The following is a 17,729-nucleotide window of genomic DNA, read 5'->3' on the forward strand; positions in this document are numbered from 1 at the left end:
TACCAGAATGGGTGCACACCGTATTACTACGGATTTGTCAGGCCACCAAGTTTATGTTCAAGTCGCGCGTACTGCGATTTGGGAGGATGAGCAGATGACAGCCACAAACATCTACGAGCGTCATTTGGATAAATGCCGGGCAAACTACACACCCTTGTCACCGCTGACCTTCTTGGACCGGACGGCGCAGGTTTACCCAGATTATCCTTCGGTGGTGTATGGTGAACGCAGGTATACTTGGGCTGAAACCTATGCCCGGTGTCGACGTTTGGCGGGCGCGTTGAGCGCGCGCGGGATAGGAAAAGGCGATACCGTTTCCATAATCGCAGCGAACATCCCCGAGATGTATGAAGCGCATTTCGGCGTTCCAATGGCCGGAGCTGTTCTGAACGCCATCAACACGCGCCTGGATGCGCCGATTGTTGCCTTCATTTTGAACCACGCCGAGGCTAAGGCGCTGCTGGTCGATCCAGAGTTTTCGGGCGTCGTGAAAGAAGCGTTAAAGCAGGTCGACCATGACATTCTGATCATAGACATCGAAGACCCCGGCTTTGAAGGTGGTGAAAAGCTGGGCAACCTGACCTACGATGCCCTTCTGAACGAAGGCGACCCGGAATTCAGCTGGTCTCTGCCCGAGGATGAATGGGACGCAATCACGCTGAACTACACTTCGGGTACTACAGGCAATCCGAAAGGTGTCGTTTATCATCACCGAGGTGCCACGCTGAATGCGCAGTCGGATCTGCTGGATTGGGATATGCCCAAGCATTCAGTTTATCTGTGGACCCTTCCGATGTTTCATTGCAATGGCTGGTGTTTCCCTTGGGCCATGGCCGCCAATGCAGGCGTGTCGGTCTGTCTGCGTGCCGTACGGGCCGAGCCGATCTATGCGGCTTTCCGCGATGAGAAAGTCACGCATTTCTGCGGGGCGCCCATCGTTTTGAACATGCTCGCCCATGCGCCGGATGAGCTGAAAGACTTTGATCATCAGATCAAGGTGATGACGGCGGGTGCACCGCCGCCTGCAGCTGTGATCGAAGCGATGGAGGCGATGGGCGTCGAGGTCACGCATGTCTATGGCCTGACCGAAACGTATGGGCCTTCGGTCGTGTGTGCCTGGAAAGACGAATGGAATGAAAAAGGCCCCGAAGACCGCGCCGCGCTGAAAGTACGCCAGGGTGTGCGGTACACGGCGCTGTCTGGCCTGATGGTGGCTGATCCCGATACCATGGAACCTGTTCCGGCGGATGGTGAAACCATGGGTGAGATTTTCATGCAGGGTAACGTGGTGATGAAAGGGTATCTAAAGAACCAAGACGCCACGGACGGGGCCTTTAAAGGCGGATGGTTTGCGTCCGGTGACTTGGGCGTCATGCACCCTGACGGCTATGTCGCACTCAAGGATCGATCCAAGGACATCATCATTTCGGGTGGCGAGAATATCTCGTCCGTCGAGGTCGAGGGTATCCTCTACAAACATCCGGCGGTAATGGAGGCGGCTGTGGTCGCGCGACCGGATGAGAAATGGGGCGAAACGCCTTGTGCGTTTGTCGAGCTGAAACCGGATGCCACCGCTACAGAGGCAGACCTAATTGCCTTCTGCCGAGACAACATGGCCCATTTCAAAGCACCAAAGACCGTGGTTTTCGGCACCCTGCCGAAGACATCAACCGGCAAGGTGCAGAAATTCGTCCTGCGGGATCAGGCGCGGGCGTTAGGTTAAAGCCTGTCGAAGATCGACAGGTCCAGATCCAGCATCTCACCCATCCAGAGCGCGCGATCACGGTGATCTTCCAGATGATTACCGGTTTCGGGGTGGGTGAACACGGTCAGGCCCTGCCGGTTCAACATCAGCCATGGCATGACTTGATCAAATGCATCGGCGTCAAAGCCCAACTGGCAACTCCAGCGTGGGTGGGGGCCGACGTTGCGGGCATGCATACGCCCCATCTGAACCGGGAATAGGCGTGCGGCCTCTTCACAGACCTGTTGTGCCGTCGCTTGTGTGTCGGCATCGAAATAGACATGGGCGTGGTAGCCGGTGATCTCAGGCATGGTGACCTCATAGCTTTGGTGTATCCAAGCTAAGGTCAAACAGGAAAAACGACTAGGCGCACAAGCACACAGTGCTTGTGCAGTGTTATTGGGGGGCGTGCGCGTCAGGGTGCGCTGCAACAAAGGCCGGATGACTAGCGCAGGCTGTTTCAACCTCCAGAACACGTGGCATGTCCGACAGGTCCACCTGCCAGCGGCGTGCGTTGTAGAGTTGAGGGATCAGGCAGAGGTCAGCGAGGCCAGGCTGCGAACCGACGCAATAAGGGGCCTGTTCAAACGTGCCCAACATGGTCTCAAAGGCTTGCAAGCCGGGCCGGATGAAGTGCCGCATCCAATCTCCGGGCATGTCGTCGGCGTCAGTGCTGAGCGAGGTCGCATGTCGCGCAACCGAGAGGTTGCAGACCGGATGAATATCGACTGCAATCGCATATGCCAACGCCTGAGCTTTTGCCTTCTGCACCGGGTCGGATGGCAAAAGGCCAAGACCTCGGGTTTGATCCAGATATTCAAGGATGGCCAACGATTGCGTCAATCGCAGCCCGTCAATTTCCAGAACTGGCACAAACCCTTGCGGATTGCGTAACAAATGCTCAGTGCTCTTGTGTTCGCCGCCTACCAGATCGACAACAACCGAGTCATAGTCGATCCCGGCCAAGTTCAGGGCGATCCGCACCCGATAACTGGCCGAAGACCGCCAATAGTCAAAGAGGACAACTTCGCTCACACGGGATCCTGTCAATCGTTGGACAAAGCAGCGGCGCGGATGGCATCAGACAGAACGGTGCCGTCTCCGATGTGATTGGCAAGTACCAACACCAGTCGGGCGTTCAGCGCGTCGCTGTCGGCTTTCTCAAGCCCTTCATGCGCCGCCAAAAGGGTGGCGTAAAAGTCGTCGGCGTTGTCGAAATTGGGGGTTAGGATCAAGTCTGACATTGCGCTTACTCCTTACCGCAAGCTCTGCGGATCGCATGACGGAAACTGTTTTCTTCAAAGCTGTCCCGCCGAGCGGCCACGTGCTGATCCGGGCGGATCAGATACACAGCGCTGGTTGCATCACCCAAGTAACGACGTTTGAGAGCCAGCGTCAGATCGTCTTTGACCGACAACGCCAGCCGAGTGACCTCAATCCCATCCTCTTCCAGAGTGTCTGGGGCATCGGCATCAATGGTCAGCAAGGTAAATTTGCCCGCCAGCTTGGGCAGCAGGAATTCATCGCCCAGCAGGGCATCCGGGCAGGCCGACCCCGGGCGTGTGCAGGCTGGGCCGTTCAGCGCATCGGCCGAGTTCAACGAAGACCCGTCATAGGTGCAGGGTTGGCTCAAGCGCCCGGAATTCACCAGTGGTCGGGCAAATTCATACTTTTCGCTTAGATCCAGAACCGCATCGCGCAGAACCCGCGACATCTCGGATTTTGGCGTGATGAAATCGGTGGACCGGCTGGATTTCTGGATATTTTCGTCTGCCCCGTACACACGTTCCGCGTTGTAGCTGTCCAGCAGGCTTTCAGGCGCTTTGCCGTCGAGCACAAGCTTCAGTTTCCAGCACAGATTGTCGGTATCTTGCAGGCCCGAATTTGCCCCGCGTGCGCCAAAGGGGCTGACCTGATGCGCACTGTCGCCCGCAAACAGAACACGCCCCTTGCGGAAGCTTTCCATGCGGCGACACTGGAAGGTATAAATCGAGACCCATTCCAGCTGAAAATCCACGTCGTCGCCCAGCATCGCCGTTAGGCGGGGGATCACATTCTCGGGGCGCTTTTCGCGTTCTTTGTCGATATCCCACCCCAGTTGCAGATCGATGCGCCAGACGTTGTCAGGCTGTTTATGGAGCAGCGCAGATTGTCCCCGATTGAACGGTGGGTCGAACCAGAACCAGCGTTCCGATGGGAAATCGGCGTCCATGATTACATCAGCGATCAGGAAGTTGTCTTCGAACACGCGCCCTTCGAAATCGATACCCAGCATCCGGCGGGTGGGAGAGGTTGCTCCGTCACAGGCGATCAGCCACTCGGCCTCAATCGTATAGGGACCTTCGGGGGTTTCGACCTCAAGTCGAACGTGATCTTCGTGCGTGCCAATGGCCTCGACCCTGTTGCGGCCACGAATTTCAATTGGTGCGCCTTCTGCCTGCAGCTCGCGTACACGTTCTACAAAGTAGTTTTCAAAGTGGTATTGCTGCAGGTTGATGAAGGCGGGGTTGGCATAGCCTTCATCCGGTTGCAGGTTGAAGTCATAGACCTGACGATCATCAAAGTAGACCTTGCCACGATCCCACATGACGCCTTTGTCGACCAAGTGGCGTCCACATCCCAGGCGGTCGGCAATTTCCAAAGTACGTTGAGAAAAACAGATGGCGCGACTGCCGAAGCTGACCTTGTCATTCTCGTCCAGAACCACAACCTCGACACCTTGTTGGGTCAGATCAATCGCGGCGGCCAATCCAACCGGACCGGCACCAATCACGATGACCTTGTGCCTGACGGGCGTGGGGCTGTCTTGGTCCGGGCTGCGTTCATAGCCGTAAAGCGGCGTTTCAAAGATCTTGTTCATGGGCTCCCCCAAGCAGATGCACCAATGTGCGGCATGTCCTGCCCCCGGCGACAGGCGCCGGAGGCCTTGGCTTATGGTTTCATTTTATCCAGACGCGTAAAACGATCTGGATCAAACCGAGCCGTTTTTCCTTAGCCCTGCAAGGCTTCCCACATCTCAAGGTCGCGCTGGGCGGTCCAGATGCGGGGTGTGTCGATGCCGCGTGCCTCGTCATAGGCGCGGGCGACGTTGAAGGGCAGGCAGTGTTCGTAGATTGCGTAGTCAGCGAATTTCGGATCACACTCGGCGCGTACGGCGTCCCAGGCTTCCTTCAGGCTGCCGCCGCGTGCAGCCACCTTGGCGGCCGGGCGGTAGGTGCTGCTGACGAAATCGCGGGTGTTTTCAATGGCCGCATTGACCATGTCCTTACCAACCAGCGCGTCGCCGCGACCTGGTGCAATTGCATCCACGTCGAACCATTTGATCGCATCCAGCGTGTCACCCCAGTCGCTGAAATGCCCGTCACCACAATAGCAGGCCGAGTGATATTCAACTATGTCGCCTGTGAACATCACGTTCTGATCTGGCACATGAATTACGATGTCCCCGGCAGTGTGGGCTCGGCCCAGATGCATCAGGTCAACGCGACGGTTTCCCAGATAGACGGTCATTGTGTCGCTGAACGTGGTGGTGGGCCAGGTCAGACCGGGGATGCTTTCATGCCCTTCGAACAAACGTGGGAAGCGTTGGAACTCGCTGTCCCAATCCTCTTGCCCGCGTTCCACGACCATGGCGCGCGCCATGTCTGACATCAGGATTTGCTGAGCGCCAAACGCGCTTGCGCCCAGAACGCGTACAGCGTGGTAGTGGGTCAGGGCCACATGCGTGATCGGCTTGTCTGTAACTGATCGAACGCACTCGATCACCTTGTTGGCCAGACGCGGTGTCGCCTGCGCCTCGACAATCATCACGCTGCCATCGCCGATGATGACGCCCGAGTTCGGGTCGCCTTCGGCCGTAAAGGCATAGAGCCCTTCGCCCACCTCGGTGAAGCTGATCTTTTTCTCCGACATGTCCCCCTGGGACGCGAATGCTCTGGCCATGATGGGTTCCTTATAGTGTGTATGGGTTTTCAAGAGCGGACAAGACGGTGCCAACACAATCACCGAAGCCGATTGTGTAACCATCGCCCTTGGCCGCGCCGGTCAAGGTCAGCGTGTCGCCATCTTCGATGAAGCTGCGGGTTTCACCGCCGTCCAGCGTCAGAGGTTCCTTTCCGCCCCAGCTGAGTTCCAGCAACGAACCGCGTTCAGGTTTGGTTGGTCCGGAAATGGTGCCCGAGCCCAGCAAATCACCTGCATTCATCGGACAGCCGGATGTCGTGTGATGGGCCAGTTGCTGCGCGGCGGAATAGTACATCTGGTTGTAGTTGGTCTGTGCAATTGTCGTAGCAGGCTGCCCTGCGGGTGCCATGGTGATCGACAGATCAATATCATAGAGCATCGGGCCACAGTCTTTCAGGTGATCTAGTAGCTCGAACTCACGTGCAGGCGTGTCACAGCGGAATGGCTCCAGCGTTGCCTTGGTGACAATCCAAGGGCTGATCGAGGTTGCGGTGGCCTTGGCCTGAAACGGGCCCAGCGGCTGGTATTCCCAGGCCTGGATGTCACGCGCAGACCAATCGTTCAGCAGGACGTAGCCAAAGATATTGTCGTCCGCCTCTTGCACCGAGATTGGGCCATCCGAAGGGGTGCCGACAATCGCGCCCATCTCAAGCTCGATGTCAAAACGGCGGCTGGGCAGAAAGGCGGGCAGCTCTTGGTCGGGCGCTTTTAGCTGCCCCCATGGGCGGCGGATATCCGTGCCCGATACCACGACCGAAGACGCGCGCCCGTTGTACCCAATGGGAATATGCAGCCAGTTTGGCGGCAACGCGTTTTCCGGCCCCCGGAACATGGTGCCTACGTTGAAGGCATGGTTCCGGCCTGCATAGAAATCGGTGTATTCGCTGACCGCGAAGGGCAGGTGCATCTCGGCGTCGTCTTGTTTGACAAGCAGTGGTTCAACCTTGCTCTGCTCGTCCGAGCCCTCGGCCAGAAGGCTGATCAGACGTTCCCGCAGGGCGGCCCAGACGGCGGGGCCTTCCTCCATCAACGGGTTCCAGAACGGCATGTCGAACAGAGGCTCATCGCTCAGGGTGATCAACCCTTCGGCTTCGGCAGCTGTGACGTCGAGGATCATGTCCCCAATGGCCACGCCGCAGCGCGGATCGTCGCCCTCGGTCGAGAAGACTCCATAAGGCAGGTTGTTCAGTGGGAACGGGTGTGTCGCGTCATTGGCCGACGTCACCCAGGATGTCATTAGAGGCATACGATGTCCCTGTTTTGTTGGTTAAGTTGAGGGGCGAAGGGATTTCAGCCCCAACAAGATAGCAGCCAGGATCATGAAGCTGCCGCCAATGCGGTCAAGCCACAGCTTTGCAGGACCTTGCAAACGGCGGGCCAGCCAACTTGCGCTGCCGCCATATGCGGTCAGGAACATCCCGTCCATGACCAGATAGGTGGCCGAAAGAATGGTGAATTGCGGCCAGAAAGGCAGTGCTCCGTCAATGAACAGTGGGAACAGCGCTGCAAAAAAGACCACGGCTTTGGGATTCGCGGCAGAGGTAATAAACCCCTGCATCCAAAGCGATTTGCGACTTGCCTTGGGCGCGGTTTGCGCTTCAGATACGCGCGCCTTGAGGATCTGTTTGACACCAAGGTAAACCAAATAGGCCACACCAAGCCATTTGATGACGGTCAGCGCGGTTGCGGATGTGGCAATCAGGGCGGCCAGACCCAGCCCTGCTGCCAACATCTGCAGGAAGTTCGCCGTCAGATCTCCGGCAGCGGTGAACAACCCGCGCCGAAGCCCGTTGGTGGCCGAGTTTGACAACATCAGCAACTGGCTGGGTCCCGGTGTGCTCATCAGCAGCAGGACTGTTGCCACATAGGTGAACCAGATATCCAAGCTCATTTCTTACCCGGCGTTCCGTCGAACTTCTTCTCCAGCGATGTCCAGCAGTCGATATAATCATCCTGCAACGGCGCTTCGGTGGCGGCAAATGGCGTCAGATGCTGCGGGAAGCGGGTTTCGAACATGAACGACATCGTCTTGTCCAGCTTGTCCGGCCCCAGGTTGGAGTATGATGCTTTGTCAAAGGCTTCCCTGTCGGGGCCGTGCGGGATCATCATGTTGTGCAGGCTTGTGCCACCGGGCACAAAGCCCTGTGGTTTTGCATCATACTGACCGTAAATGTTGCCCATCAATTCCGACATGATGTTTTTGTGGTACCACGGCGGGCGGAACGTGTCCTCCATCACCATCCAGCGTTCGCGGAACAGAACAAAGTCGATATTGGCCGTGCCAGGCTGGCCAGAGGGTGCCGTCAGAACCGTAAAGATCGACGGGTCGGGATGGTCGAACAGGATCGCGCCAACCGGGCAATAATTGCGCAAGTCATATTTGTAGGGCGCATAGTTGCCGTGCCATGCAACCACATCCAGCGGGCTGTGTCCGATCTTGGTGGTGTGGAACTGGCCGCACCATTTGATCGTCACGGTCGACGGGGTTTCGCGATCTTCAAACGCAGCTACGGGCGCTTTGAAGTCGCGCGGGTTGGCCATGCAGTTTGCGCCAATCGGGCCACGGCCCGGCAGCTCGAACTTTTGCCCGTAGTTTTCGCAGACAAAACCGCGCGCGGGGCCTTCCAGAACCTCGACCCGGTAAAGCAGACCACGCGGAATGATCGCGATCTCTTTGGGTTCCAGATCGATGATGCCCAGCTCGGTCGCAAAACGCAGGCGTCCCTCCTGCGGAACAACCAACAGCTCGGAATCGGCTGAGAAGAAGTAGTCATCCACCATGGATTCGGTGACCAGATAGATGTGACAGGCCATGCCCACTTGCGTGTTCACGTCCCCCGCCGTGGTCATCGTGCGCATCCCGGTCATCCAGTTCAGACCTTCATCAGAATGTGGGACGGGATCCCAGCGATACTGACCCAGACTGATCACATCGGGGTCGATGCACGGTGCCGATTTCCAATAGGGGAGGTCGATTTTTTCGTAACGATGTGAATGCTTCACCGACGGGCGAATGCGATAACACCAAGTGCGTTCGGGCGGGTTCGCAGTGAAGGCGGTGCCGCTCAGCTGCTCTCCGTAAAGGCCATAGTTGCACCGTTGTGGGCTGTTCATCCCTTGTGGCAGCGCGTCGGGCAGGGCCTCGGTCTCAAAGTCGTTTCCAAAGCCGGGCATATAGCCGGCATGTGTGCCGACCGGCGTTGCAGCCTGCGTCAGCATATGTGGATCACTCGGACGATTCATGGTGTTTTCCTCCGTTGCTGCTTGTCGGGTAATAGTTGATTTTGTAACTAACAAGCATGACACACGAAGAATCCAAAAAAAATGATGAGTTTGATCTGCAGAATTTTCTGCCTTTCCTTCTGAACCAGGCGGCCGAGCATGCCTCGTTGGAGTTTCAGAGCGTCTATAAAGGCCGTTACGGGATGCTCAGAACCGAATGGCGGGTGCTGTTTCACCTTGGGCTATTCGGTGAGATGACGGCTAAAGAGATTTGCGAGCGCGCCAGAATGCACAAAACCAAAATCAGCCGCGCGGTCGCCAAGCTGGAACAGAGAAGGTATCTGAAACGCACACGCGACGAAGGAGATCGGCGGGCGGAATGGCTGACTCTAACACCGACGGGGCAAACCGTGTATCGTGATCTGCATGGCGTCGCCGCCGCCTATGATGCAAAACTGTCGGGCCTATTCGATGCGGAAGAAGCTGCTCTGCTGCGTAAAATGCTGCAAAGACTGGCTGGTTTGGACTGACCACTGGCAATTGATGCGTGTCGCCCCCAGATGGGGGTCATGCTTGATACGGATATTTAAATGACTTCTCAGGACTCTTCTTCGATTCCCGCACACGACCTGATCGATTGGCTGGTCGCCAAGGGGCTTGAAGGCGCCGGGCAAGAAGAATTGCTGGAAGGGTTTTGCACCCGGCTTGTCGATATGGGCATACCTTTGATGCGGTTTCACGCGGCGCAATCTACCCTGCATCCGGTTTACGGCGGCACCGGCTATAGCTGGTACAACGGCGCGGGTGGTGAATCCGAGAGGTTCGAGAATACAGATACGCCCAGTGAAGTCTGGCAGCGAAGCCCATTGTATGCCCTGTTGCACGAGGATCTGGATGAAATCCGGGTCAAGCTGGTTGATCATAACGAGCCTAGTCGCTTTCCCTTGCTCAATGATCTGCGGGAAATTGGGGCGACGGATTACTATGCTACGGGCCTGTCTTTTGAAGGGGTTAAGCAAATCCGCCCCAACGGCGCAAAAAAGGTCAGTGATGGCGTTCTGATGTCTTGGACCAGCGACGCACCAACCGGGTTCGACGACAGCGACTTGAGGCAAATTCATACCGTCCTGCCGCATCTGGGGTTGGCGCTTAAATCCGCCAAGAACCAGAACCTGACCAAGGATCTGTTGCGAGTGTATCTGGGCCGAGATGCCGGTCGCCGGGTTCTGTCGGGCGAAATCCGGCGAGGGTCGCTGCAACAAATAGATGCGGTAATCTGGAATTTCGACCTAGAGGGCTTCACCACCCTGTCCGAGGATCTGCCGGGGAACGAGATCATCGATATGCTGAACGACTATCTGGCCGTGGCGGTAGGAGTGGTGCATGACAACGGCGGGAATATCCTGAAATTCATGGGTGACGGCGTGATGGCCATGTTTGATGTCGGCGAGATCGACGAAGATGCCCGTGCCGCGCTGAGCGCTGTGCCGTTGTTGCAATCGCGCATGAATGAGTTGAACTCCAGACGTCAGGCGCAGGGTCTGCCAGTGGCAAACTATACGCTGGCCTTGCATTCGGGTGAAATTCTCTACGGCAATATCGGGTCCGAGACACGGCTGGATTTCACCGTGATCGGTGCTGCCGTCAACCAGGCCTCCCGTATTGCCGGAATGCACCGATCTTTGGGTCAGAGGATCCTGATCTCGGACGACGTCGCCCGCGCCGCGCAACCCTGTGAGCAAGAACTTGTCTCGGTCGGTCGCTACATGCTGCGCGGCGTGAATGAGCCGAAAGAGTTGTTCACGGTGTATTCACCAGTTGGTTCATCCCACGCCGATTGAAACTTCGTTTTAAGCCCGAAGCGGCCATTCTTATCCCTCTCTCTTTTCATTGTTTGAACCGGTAGAAGAAGCTTGGCGTCCGTCTCTTACGCAATGGAGACTGGCGGCTAAAAAGTGTTGAGGGTTCTTCACAGGCTTGGGCAAGATTGATCTTTTTGATTTCAATCGTTTATCCTTGCATCAGATCATTGAGAAACAGGAGGTTCTTTTGGGCAGCTCTATTTCTGATGAGGCGATGGCCAGACTCCCCTTCTGGGTGACACCACCGGGCGAGACGGATGGCTTTCTGATCGTGGTGGGAATTCTGCTCGTTGTTGTGCTGCTTGGTTTCGGCGCACTCTACTTTACCGTGCAGGCCATTCCCGACCGCATGGCAGCAGGTGCTCATAAAGTTCAAATGCAATTGGTTGGTGTGCTGGGGTTGATTTCTCTGTTTACACTTAACAATGCGTTTTGGATCGCGGCAATTCTAATCGCTGCCGTACCTTTGCACGAAATACTCCCGCTCAAGAGTGACGTGGATCTCTCGGAGAGCCAGGATGCTTGAGCTGGTCTTTTCTGCCCTGATCACGATCGTCCCGGATTACCTATACAGGCGTTACAAGCAGGGTAAGCGATGGGGCCATGAAATCACGCTGTTCAATGTCTGGTATGAATTGCGTTGGGGTTTGACGGCCTGTGCAATCCTGGCAATCACTTTGATCACCGTGATTTTCTATTTTCATCCGTCCACGCGGAACGTCTCCGCAGCATTTCGCACGGTAACTATTCTTTCTGATCGCGGGGGCCGGGTTTCGGAGGTCTATGTCGCGAACAATGATACGATAAAAGCGGGTGAGGCAATCTTCCGGTTGGACACGACGCGGCAGGAAGCTGCGGCAGAAACTGCACAGCGACGCATAGAAGAAATCGAGGCAGCGCAGGGACTGACAGCAACCGAGATCGCGGGTGCTGAGGCACGGGTTGGTTCGGCGGAAGCGAATCTTGCTCAGGCGACCAGCGATTTGGATCGCCGCCTTGAACTCGCGGAGCGCAACGACACAGTTGTAAGTGAGCAGGAATTGGAGCGTTTGCAAACCGCTGTGTCCAGTGCCGAAAGTCAGCGCGCAGCTGCAGTTGCAGCCCTTGACGGCGCTAAACTGCGCCAATCTACTCTGCTTCCTGCGCAGCTTGAAAGTGCGCGTGCTGTTTTGGCTGAGGCCGAAAACGAAATCTCTAAATCCACTGTTTTTGCCGAAGTAGACGGGACCGTCACACAGTTTTTGTTGAAGCCAGGTGACATCGTGAATCCAATTCTGCGCCCTGCAGGAATTCTGGTTCCCGAAGTCTCAGGGCAGGGTCGCCTTATTGCGGCTTTTGGTCAGATTTCGGTCAGTGTGCTCAAGCCGGGAATGTTAGTGGAAATTACCTGTGCGTCCAAACCCCTGACCATAATCCCAATGGTGGTGGACGACGTGCAAAATGCGATTGCTGCGGGGCAGTTTCGACCCGGTGATGCTCTGCTTGACCAACAGGATCGTGCGCGGCCCGGAACGGTTACAGCTTTCCTTGCGCCAATTTTCCCTAAACATCTGGAAGACATCCCGCCAGGAAGTGCGTGCGTTGGCGTTGCCTACACGAGCCGCGCAAAAGAAATAGACGCGGGGAAAATCACCGGGTTTTCGGCTTTTGTTGCACGGATTGTGGACGGGATGGGCATAGCGAACGCCATAGTCTTGCGCGCACAGGCCATTTTGCTTCCTGTTAAGACGCTGGTGTTCAACTAGGCCGCGCGACACGGAGAAGGAGAGCTTCGCCATGGGTTGTGACGTCAGCTATATATGCACCTTCTTGTCAGTCTTCTTTCAGGACCTGATATATCTGTCGCCGATTTTGCTGTTTTTGTTGGTATCTATATGTGCGCTGGGGCAATGGATTGGCAGGATCGAAGGCTGGTCCACCGGAGTGAGCCTTTATCATGCGTTCATAAACGCAACCACGGTTGGCTACGGTGACTTTAAGCCGATGAAATCTGCCAGCCGGATTTTATCCGTTATCAACGCGATTGTCGGACTGATCTTCGTAGGAATTGTCGTCGGAATAGGTGTTTACGCCGTGGAGTCGGCGATGAGCGTCGTGTTCTGAATTAGGGGCTTCCTAACTCCAGATCTGGTACGAACATTGCAACTGCCAAAAGCCGGTTGGTTGCGCAAACCAATCAAAACGGTAGCCGCTTAGAAATCAATCTCCACACCCGGCAGGTTCAGCTCTTTCATCATATCGCGCAGTTCCTGGCGGGCGGCGATGTTTGAGATGTTCAACTGCTTGACGCCGATGTCCTTGAGGTCCAGCAGGGTCAGGCCGCGTGGGAACAACTCGCGGAAGATGACCCGTTCGGAAAAGCCCGAGGCGACGCGAAAGCCGATGCGCTGCGACAGCATCTCGATTGCGCGCTGCATCTTTTCCTTGTTGACCATCCGCTGCGTGCCGACCCGGTTGCGGACCACAACCCAGTCGATCGGCTTCAGCCCGGCCTGCGCCCGCAACTGCCGCGCGTTCCAGACCATTTCGGAATAAACCGATGGTCCTAGGATTTTCTCACCCTTCGAATCGATCCGCGCCAGCAGGTCGAAATCAATGAAACTGTCGTTCAAGGGCGTGACAAGCGTATCAGCGAGCGAATGTGCCACCTGACTGAGCCGGGTGTGAGAGCCCGGGCAATCGATCAGGATGAAATCGCTGTCGCTTTCCAGTTGTGATACGGCGGCGGACAGGCGGTGGTCATAGATATTCTCACCAGGTTTCAGCGTGGCAGCGTCGATCTCGGGCAGGTCGTGATGGCGCGGGCTGGGCAGGGTCAGGTCCGAGCTTTTGAGGAAGTTGTTGCGGTTCTCAAAATAACGTCCCAGGCTGCGCTGACGCAGGTCCAGATCAAGTGTGCTGACCTTGTGTCCCAATCGGGCCAGCGCGGTGGCCACATGCATCGACACGGTCGATTTGCCTGCGCCACCCTTTTCGTTCCCGACCACAATGATATGTGCCATGCTTGTATTCCCAAGTCCCGCCGTGCTTCACTACACGTTGTTGACACCCACTATATGTTGTGTGGGTTGGGAAGAAAAGAACCTCAAGCGGCGGTTTCGGGCAATATCAGACCCTATTTTGGAAAACCCTGCGTGCTGCGCGGGTTACAGGCGGGCACTTGTCAATGCAACAGCTCTGATTCACAGTCCACATGCAGGTCTGGCAGGGAGAATTTGGCTTGGAACACCTGTTCCTGAACGTCTTGAACGTGGTTTTGCCGGTTTTGATCTGTGCCGGGATCGGTTTTGGGCTTGCACTGATTCATGCCCCCTTTGACAGCAAGGTGATCGGTGGGATCGTTTCAAAAGTCGGCTACCCAACACTGATCATCTCGCACTTGTCGACCACTAAACTGGCGGTGGGCACCTTTCTGGACGTGATGACCGCAGCCGCTTTGGCAGTGGCGGGGTTTGGCGTGTTGGGTTTTGTTGCCCTGAAGGCCCTGCGCCTGCCGGTCAGGGCGTTTCTGACGCCTTTGATGCACGGAAATGTCGGCAATATCGGTTTGCCGATTACTCTGCTGGCATTGGGTGATGCGGGCATGGCTTATACCATGGCGTTTGTGGTGGTCGTGCTGATCAGCATCTTCACCTTGGGCATGTGGATTCCTGCCGGGGAGTTTTCGCCCAAGAAGCTGGCCACGTCCCCGATCATCTATGCCGTGGCGCTTTCGCTGATCCTTATGGCGACAGATACCAGCCTGCCTCAGCCGATTTTGAAGTCGTTTGATATTCTGGGCGGGCTGTCGATCCCGCTGATGCTGCTGACGCTGGGCCATACCCTGGCGACGTTGCGGGTTAAAACCCTGGGGCGGTCGATCCTTTTGACGCTGCTACATTTGGCGATGGCAGTTGTCATTGCCGGTGCATTAATCTGGTTTTTCGGATTTACAGGGCCGGAACGAGGTGCCGTGATCCTGTGCTGCCTGATGCCATCTTCGGTGGCGACCTATCTTTTCATCGATCAGCATGTCCCGGAGTACGGGCCCGATGTGGCAGGCTATATTCTGGTCTCGACGCTGGCGACAATACTGGTTCTGCCGGTGGCGCTGTCGTATTGGATTTGACATCTGACCGATGCCGGTTTCGTGACTTGTAACCGTCCGGTGGCTGGCGGACTATGCCCCGGAAACCATCCAGTATTCGAAGGGGTTCCGCATATGATCGGATATGTAACCATTGGTGTTTCCAACATGGACGCCGCCAAGACATTCTACACTTCGCTGTTCGAGGACAAAGGCGCGCAAGTTCTGATCGACGCTGGTCGCATTGCATTTATCGGCAATAATCCGGCGGCACCGATGCTGGCCGTTTGCGAGCCGTATGATGGCAATGATTGCGCATCAGGGAATGGCAATATGGTGTCTTTCGCTGCCGACACAAAAGAGGCCGTTACCACAATGTATGACAAGGCCATCAGCCTTGGTGCGACGGATGAAGGCGAGCCCGGGCAGCGCGTACCGGATCGGTTCTACGGTGCTTATGTGCGGGACCCAGACGGCAACAAGCTTTGCTTCTACGTCTTCGGATGAATTCGGACACATCGCAGGCAAGAAAAAAGGCCGCCCAATGGTGCGGCCCTTTGCAATTCAATCCAGTCAAGCTTAGAAGCCCAGACCTTCGTATTTCTTCTTGAACTTCGACACGCGGCCGCCGGCGTCCATCAGGCGCGACGAGCCACCGGTCCATGCCGGATGCACGGAAGGGTCGATTTCCAGAGCCAGCTGGTCGCCTTCTGCGCCCCAGGTGGATTTCATTTGAACCACTGTGCCATCGGTCATTTTGACGTCGATGACGTGATAATCGGGATGGATGTCTTTTTTCATCTTTCCGTTCCTTACGCTTCGGCGCCAGCCTTGGGCTTGTAGTTGGTGACTTCTGCGATACGTGCGGATTTACCGCGACGGGTGCGCAGATAGTACAGTTTGGCGCGACGAACGCGGCCACGGCGGACAACGGTGATGCTGTCGATGTTGGTCGAATACAGCGGGAACACACGCTCCACACCTTCGCCAAACGAGATTTTGCGAACGGTGAACGAACCGGCGATGCCTTCGCCGTTCTTGCGCGCGATGCAGACGCCTTCGTAGTTCTGCACACGGGTGCGCGACCCTTCGGTCACCTTATAGCCGACACGGATGGTGTCACCGGCTTTGAAATCGGGGATGTCTTTCCCCAAGGCGGCAATCTGTTCCGCCTCAAGCTGTGCGATCAGGTCCATCGCAGGTACTCCTATCTGCTCGTGGTTGGTCCACGAAGTTTGGGCACGGCCTGAGAGCTCTTGGTCTTCACCGGGTCCTGCACGCAGCCCGCCAGAGATCAGATCGACTGTTCCTTGGATCTGGTCTGATCTGACACGTCCCGGCCGAAGAAAGCTGAGCGTCACGCCGTGATGCAAACCAAAACACCGGAGTCGCATGATGCGGCACCGGATTGCGGTCGTTTAAGGGGATTGCGCGCAGGGATCAAGAGCTAATCGCACAGATTTCCAGCGTGGCACAGGTGGGAATCCGCCAGTCACAAATTGCAGCGTTGCCTTAGCCCGCAGATCGGGCATTCTGAGGCAAATTGAAAGAGCAGAATTTTGAACAGGACTTCAAGGATGCGATTGGCTTTGCTTATGGCGGTGGCGGCCGCAATGCTGGTATCTTGCGGGCGCAGTGGCCCGCAACCGCAGACGGTAGAACCCACGCAGGTCGTGGACCGGACGGCCCCTTCTATAATCTATCCCGATTTTGGCGACGCCGACCCCCATGACTGGGAGGGACGGCACCCCGGATTATACCCTGTCCACGGTCTGGACGTGTCGCGCTGGCAGGGACCTATAGACTGGCGCACGGCCAAAGCATCGGGTGTGAGTTTTGTTTTCATGAAAGCAACCGAGGGCGGAGATGTAGCCGATCCGATGTTCGATGAGCATCGACGCGGCGCGCAGGCCGCCGGAGTGCCCTGGGGAGCCTATCACTACTATTATTTCTGTCGTTCAGCGCGCGAGCAGGCGCGCTGGTTTATCAAGAACGTTCCCAAAGGGGCTGACCTTCCACACGTGCTGGACATGGAGTGGACGCCCCATTCGAAAACCTGCACGCTGCGGCCAGATGGCAGAACCGTCCGGGCCGAAGCGCAGCGGTTTCTGGATATTCTGGAACGGCACTATGGCCGTCGCCCGATTGTCTATACCACTGTTGATTTCTTCGAAGACACCGACATAGGCCGCCTGCCCAAAACCGAATTCTGGCTGAGGTCGGTCGCCGGCCACCCGCGCGAGGTCTATCCGCGCACCGTTTGGCGGTTCTGGCAGTACACTGGCACCGGGCTGGTGCCAGGTGTTCAAGGCAGGGTCGACATCAACACCTTTAACGGCACACCGGAAAACTGGGCCAGATGGAAGGCCAAGTCTTAGGTGTTCGGTGTCCGGTAGGTTTCAATCGTACCGCCGCTGACCAGGTGGTCCAGCCGCCGCTCACGTTCTTCACCATAGGCATTGCGCAGCCAGAAGGATTCACCCGCGTTGAGCTCGCGGCGTTCAAAGCCGCGTTCACGCAGGCAACGGTCGACCTGATCAATTTCACCCTGCACGCGCAACTCGTCTTGAAACGGGGCCGTAACCGCAGGCCCGATAATGATCCCCCAAAGAAGGATATTGGTCGTATAACCGCCAATGACGGCGCTGTTTCCACCTTCATCCGCTTCCTGAGAACAGGAATCGACCGCCACCCGCGCCGAGTGCAGATTATGGCCAGCTTGTGTAGGAACAGACATCCCAAGCGGCTTTGTGGTGCAGGCTGAAACAGCCAGCACAACGCCAAGCAATAACTTTTTCATAATGTCGACAGACTCACTTTAAGCAACCCACGATTCTTATGGGCCTTAAAGGTGAATATTTTGAGGTGCGTT

21 protein-coding genes are annotated in these 17,729 nt (G+C 56.5%); 9 read left to right on the forward strand and 12 right to left on the reverse strand.

What is annotated here, in order from left to right:
• Positions 1-94: 94 nt before the first annotated feature.
• A complete protein-coding gene (locus GOV89_RS18365) occupies positions 95-1,723 on the forward strand; it encodes an acyl-CoA synthetase (RefSeq protein ID WP_171180912.1) in 1,629 nt (542 codons plus the stop codon).
• Here the strand turns inward: GOV89_RS18365 and GOV89_RS18370 are convergent.
• The 8 genes from GOV89_RS18370 to hmgA all read right to left on the reverse strand — a co-directional run bounded on the left by GOV89_RS18370 (position 1,720) and on the right by hmgA (position 8,950).
• Complete coding sequence (locus tag GOV89_RS18370) at positions 1,720-2,055, reverse strand: DOPA 4,5-dioxygenase family protein (protein WP_171180910.1); 336 nt, start codon at positions 2,053-2,055, stop codon at positions 1,720-1,722. The genes GOV89_RS18365 and GOV89_RS18370 overlap by 4 nt on opposite strands.
• An 85-nt stretch (positions 2,056-2,140) precedes the next feature.
• Complete coding sequence (maiA, locus tag GOV89_RS18375) at positions 2,141-2,779, reverse strand: maleylacetoacetate isomerase (protein ID WP_171238787.1); 639 nt, start codon at positions 2,777-2,779, stop codon at positions 2,141-2,143.
• Positions 2,780-2,790: 11 nt separating this feature from the next.
• Positions 2,791-2,988 carry a DUF2783 domain-containing protein gene (locus GOV89_RS18380; RefSeq protein WP_171180906.1) on the reverse strand — a complete coding sequence of 66 codons (198 nt, stop codon included), beginning with the start codon at positions 2,986-2,988 and terminating at the stop codon, positions 2,791-2,793.
• 5 nt (positions 2,989-2,993) lie between these two features.
• Positions 2,994-4,604 (reverse strand): FAD-dependent oxidoreductase, encoded by a 1,611-nt coding sequence (locus tag GOV89_RS18385; RefSeq protein WP_171238788.1) that lies wholly within the window; start codon positions 4,602-4,604, stop codon positions 2,994-2,996.
• A gap of 131 nt (positions 4,605-4,735) precedes the next feature.
• Positions 4,736-5,686 carry an MBL fold metallo-hydrolase gene (locus GOV89_RS18390; RefSeq protein ID WP_171238789.1) on the reverse strand — a complete coding sequence of 317 codons (951 nt, stop codon included), beginning with the start codon at positions 5,684-5,686 and terminating at the stop codon, positions 4,736-4,738.
• Between the two features lie 10 nt (positions 5,687-5,696).
• Complete coding sequence (fahA, locus tag GOV89_RS18395; protein WP_171180900.1) at positions 5,697-6,953, reverse strand: fumarylacetoacetase; 1,257 nt, start codon at positions 6,951-6,953, stop codon at positions 5,697-5,699.
• Positions 6,954-6,974: 21 nt separating this feature from the next.
• Positions 6,975-7,598 carry a LysE family translocator gene (locus tag GOV89_RS18400; RefSeq protein WP_171180898.1) on the reverse strand — a complete coding sequence of 208 codons (624 nt, stop codon included), beginning with the start codon at positions 7,596-7,598 and terminating at the stop codon, positions 6,975-6,977.
• Positions 7,595-8,950 carry a homogentisate 1,2-dioxygenase gene (hmgA, locus tag GOV89_RS18405; RefSeq protein WP_171180895.1) on the reverse strand — a complete coding sequence of 452 codons (1,356 nt, stop codon included), beginning with the start codon at positions 8,948-8,950 and terminating at the stop codon, positions 7,595-7,597. The genes GOV89_RS18400 and hmgA overlap by 4 nt, the downstream gene beginning before the upstream one ends.
• A 56-nt stretch (positions 8,951-9,006) precedes the next feature.
• Between hmgA and GOV89_RS18410 the strand changes: the two genes are divergently transcribed.
• The 5 genes from GOV89_RS18410 (at position 9,007) to GOV89_RS18430 (ending at position 12,894) form a co-directional block, all read left to right on the forward strand.
• Entirely contained in the window at positions 9,007-9,459 is a 453-nt protein-coding gene (locus GOV89_RS18410) for a MarR family winged helix-turn-helix transcriptional regulator (RefSeq protein ID WP_171180893.1), read from the forward strand.
• A gap of 60 nt (positions 9,460-9,519) precedes the next feature.
• A complete protein-coding gene (locus GOV89_RS18415; RefSeq protein WP_171180891.1) occupies positions 9,520-10,770 on the forward strand; it encodes an adenylate/guanylate cyclase domain-containing protein in 1,251 nt (416 codons plus the stop codon).
• 136 nt (positions 10,771-10,906) lie between these two features.
• Entirely contained in the window at positions 10,907-11,317 is a 411-nt protein-coding gene (locus tag GOV89_RS18420) for a hypothetical protein (protein ID WP_171180889.1), read from the forward strand.
• The gene (locus tag GOV89_RS18425) at positions 11,310-12,536 is read left to right on the forward strand and encodes an HlyD family secretion protein (RefSeq protein WP_171180887.1); all 1,227 of its coding nucleotides are present in this window, start codon (positions 11,310-11,312) and stop codon (positions 12,534-12,536) included. The genes GOV89_RS18420 and GOV89_RS18425 overlap by 8 nt, the downstream gene beginning before the upstream one ends.
• A 31-nt stretch (positions 12,537-12,567) precedes the next feature.
• Positions 12,568-12,894 (forward strand): potassium channel family protein, encoded by a 327-nt coding sequence (locus GOV89_RS18430; RefSeq protein ID WP_171238790.1) that lies wholly within the window; start codon positions 12,568-12,570, stop codon positions 12,892-12,894.
• An 89-nt stretch (positions 12,895-12,983) separates the two neighbouring features.
• Here GOV89_RS18430 and GOV89_RS18435 read toward each other — a convergent pair whose 3' ends face one another.
• Positions 12,984-13,793, reverse strand: coding sequence for a division plane positioning ATPase MipZ (locus tag GOV89_RS18435; RefSeq protein ID WP_171236198.1), 810 nt, complete (start codon positions 13,791-13,793; stop codon positions 12,984-12,986).
• Positions 13,794-14,011: 218 nt separating this feature from the next.
• Here GOV89_RS18435 and GOV89_RS18440 point away from each other — a divergent pair, with 218 nt between their 5' ends.
• Entirely contained in the window at positions 14,012-14,899 is an 888-nt protein-coding gene (locus tag GOV89_RS18440) for an AEC family transporter (RefSeq protein WP_171180881.1), read from the forward strand.
• 93 nt (positions 14,900-14,992) lie between these two features.
• Complete coding sequence (locus GOV89_RS18445; protein WP_050605279.1) at positions 14,993-15,364, forward strand: VOC family protein; 372 nt, start codon at positions 14,993-14,995, stop codon at positions 15,362-15,364.
• A 72-nt stretch (positions 15,365-15,436) separates the two neighbouring features.
• Here the strand turns inward: GOV89_RS18445 and rpmE are convergent, their stop codons facing one another.
• On the reverse strand, positions 15,437-15,658 hold the full coding sequence (rpmE, locus tag GOV89_RS18450) for a 50S ribosomal protein L31 (protein ID WP_050605278.1): 222 nt from the start codon (positions 15,656-15,658) through the stop codon (positions 15,437-15,439).
• An 11-nt stretch (positions 15,659-15,669) separates the two neighbouring features.
• Complete coding sequence (gene rplS, locus GOV89_RS18455; protein ID WP_170575547.1) at positions 15,670-16,053, reverse strand: 50S ribosomal protein L19; 384 nt, start codon at positions 16,051-16,053, stop codon at positions 15,670-15,672.
• Positions 16,054-16,434: 381 nt separating this feature from the next.
• Here rplS and GOV89_RS18460 point away from each other — a divergent pair, with 381 nt between their 5' ends.
• Positions 16,435-17,235, forward strand: coding sequence for a GH25 family lysozyme (locus GOV89_RS18460; RefSeq protein ID WP_171180879.1), 801 nt, complete (start codon positions 16,435-16,437; stop codon positions 17,233-17,235).
• On the opposite strand, the gene GOV89_RS18465 is transcribed toward GOV89_RS18460, so the two are convergent.
• Complete coding sequence (locus GOV89_RS18465; protein WP_171238791.1) at positions 17,232-17,657, reverse strand: hypothetical protein; 426 nt, start codon at positions 17,655-17,657, stop codon at positions 17,232-17,234. The two genes, GOV89_RS18460 and GOV89_RS18465, sit on opposite strands and share 4 nt — an antisense overlap.
• Positions 17,658-17,729 lie beyond the last annotated feature (72 nt).

The organism is Ruegeria sp. HKCCA5763, assembly GCF_013034545.1.
In the GTDB taxonomy this organism is placed as follows: Bacteria; Pseudomonadota; Alphaproteobacteria; order Rhodobacterales; family Rhodobacteraceae; genus Ruegeria.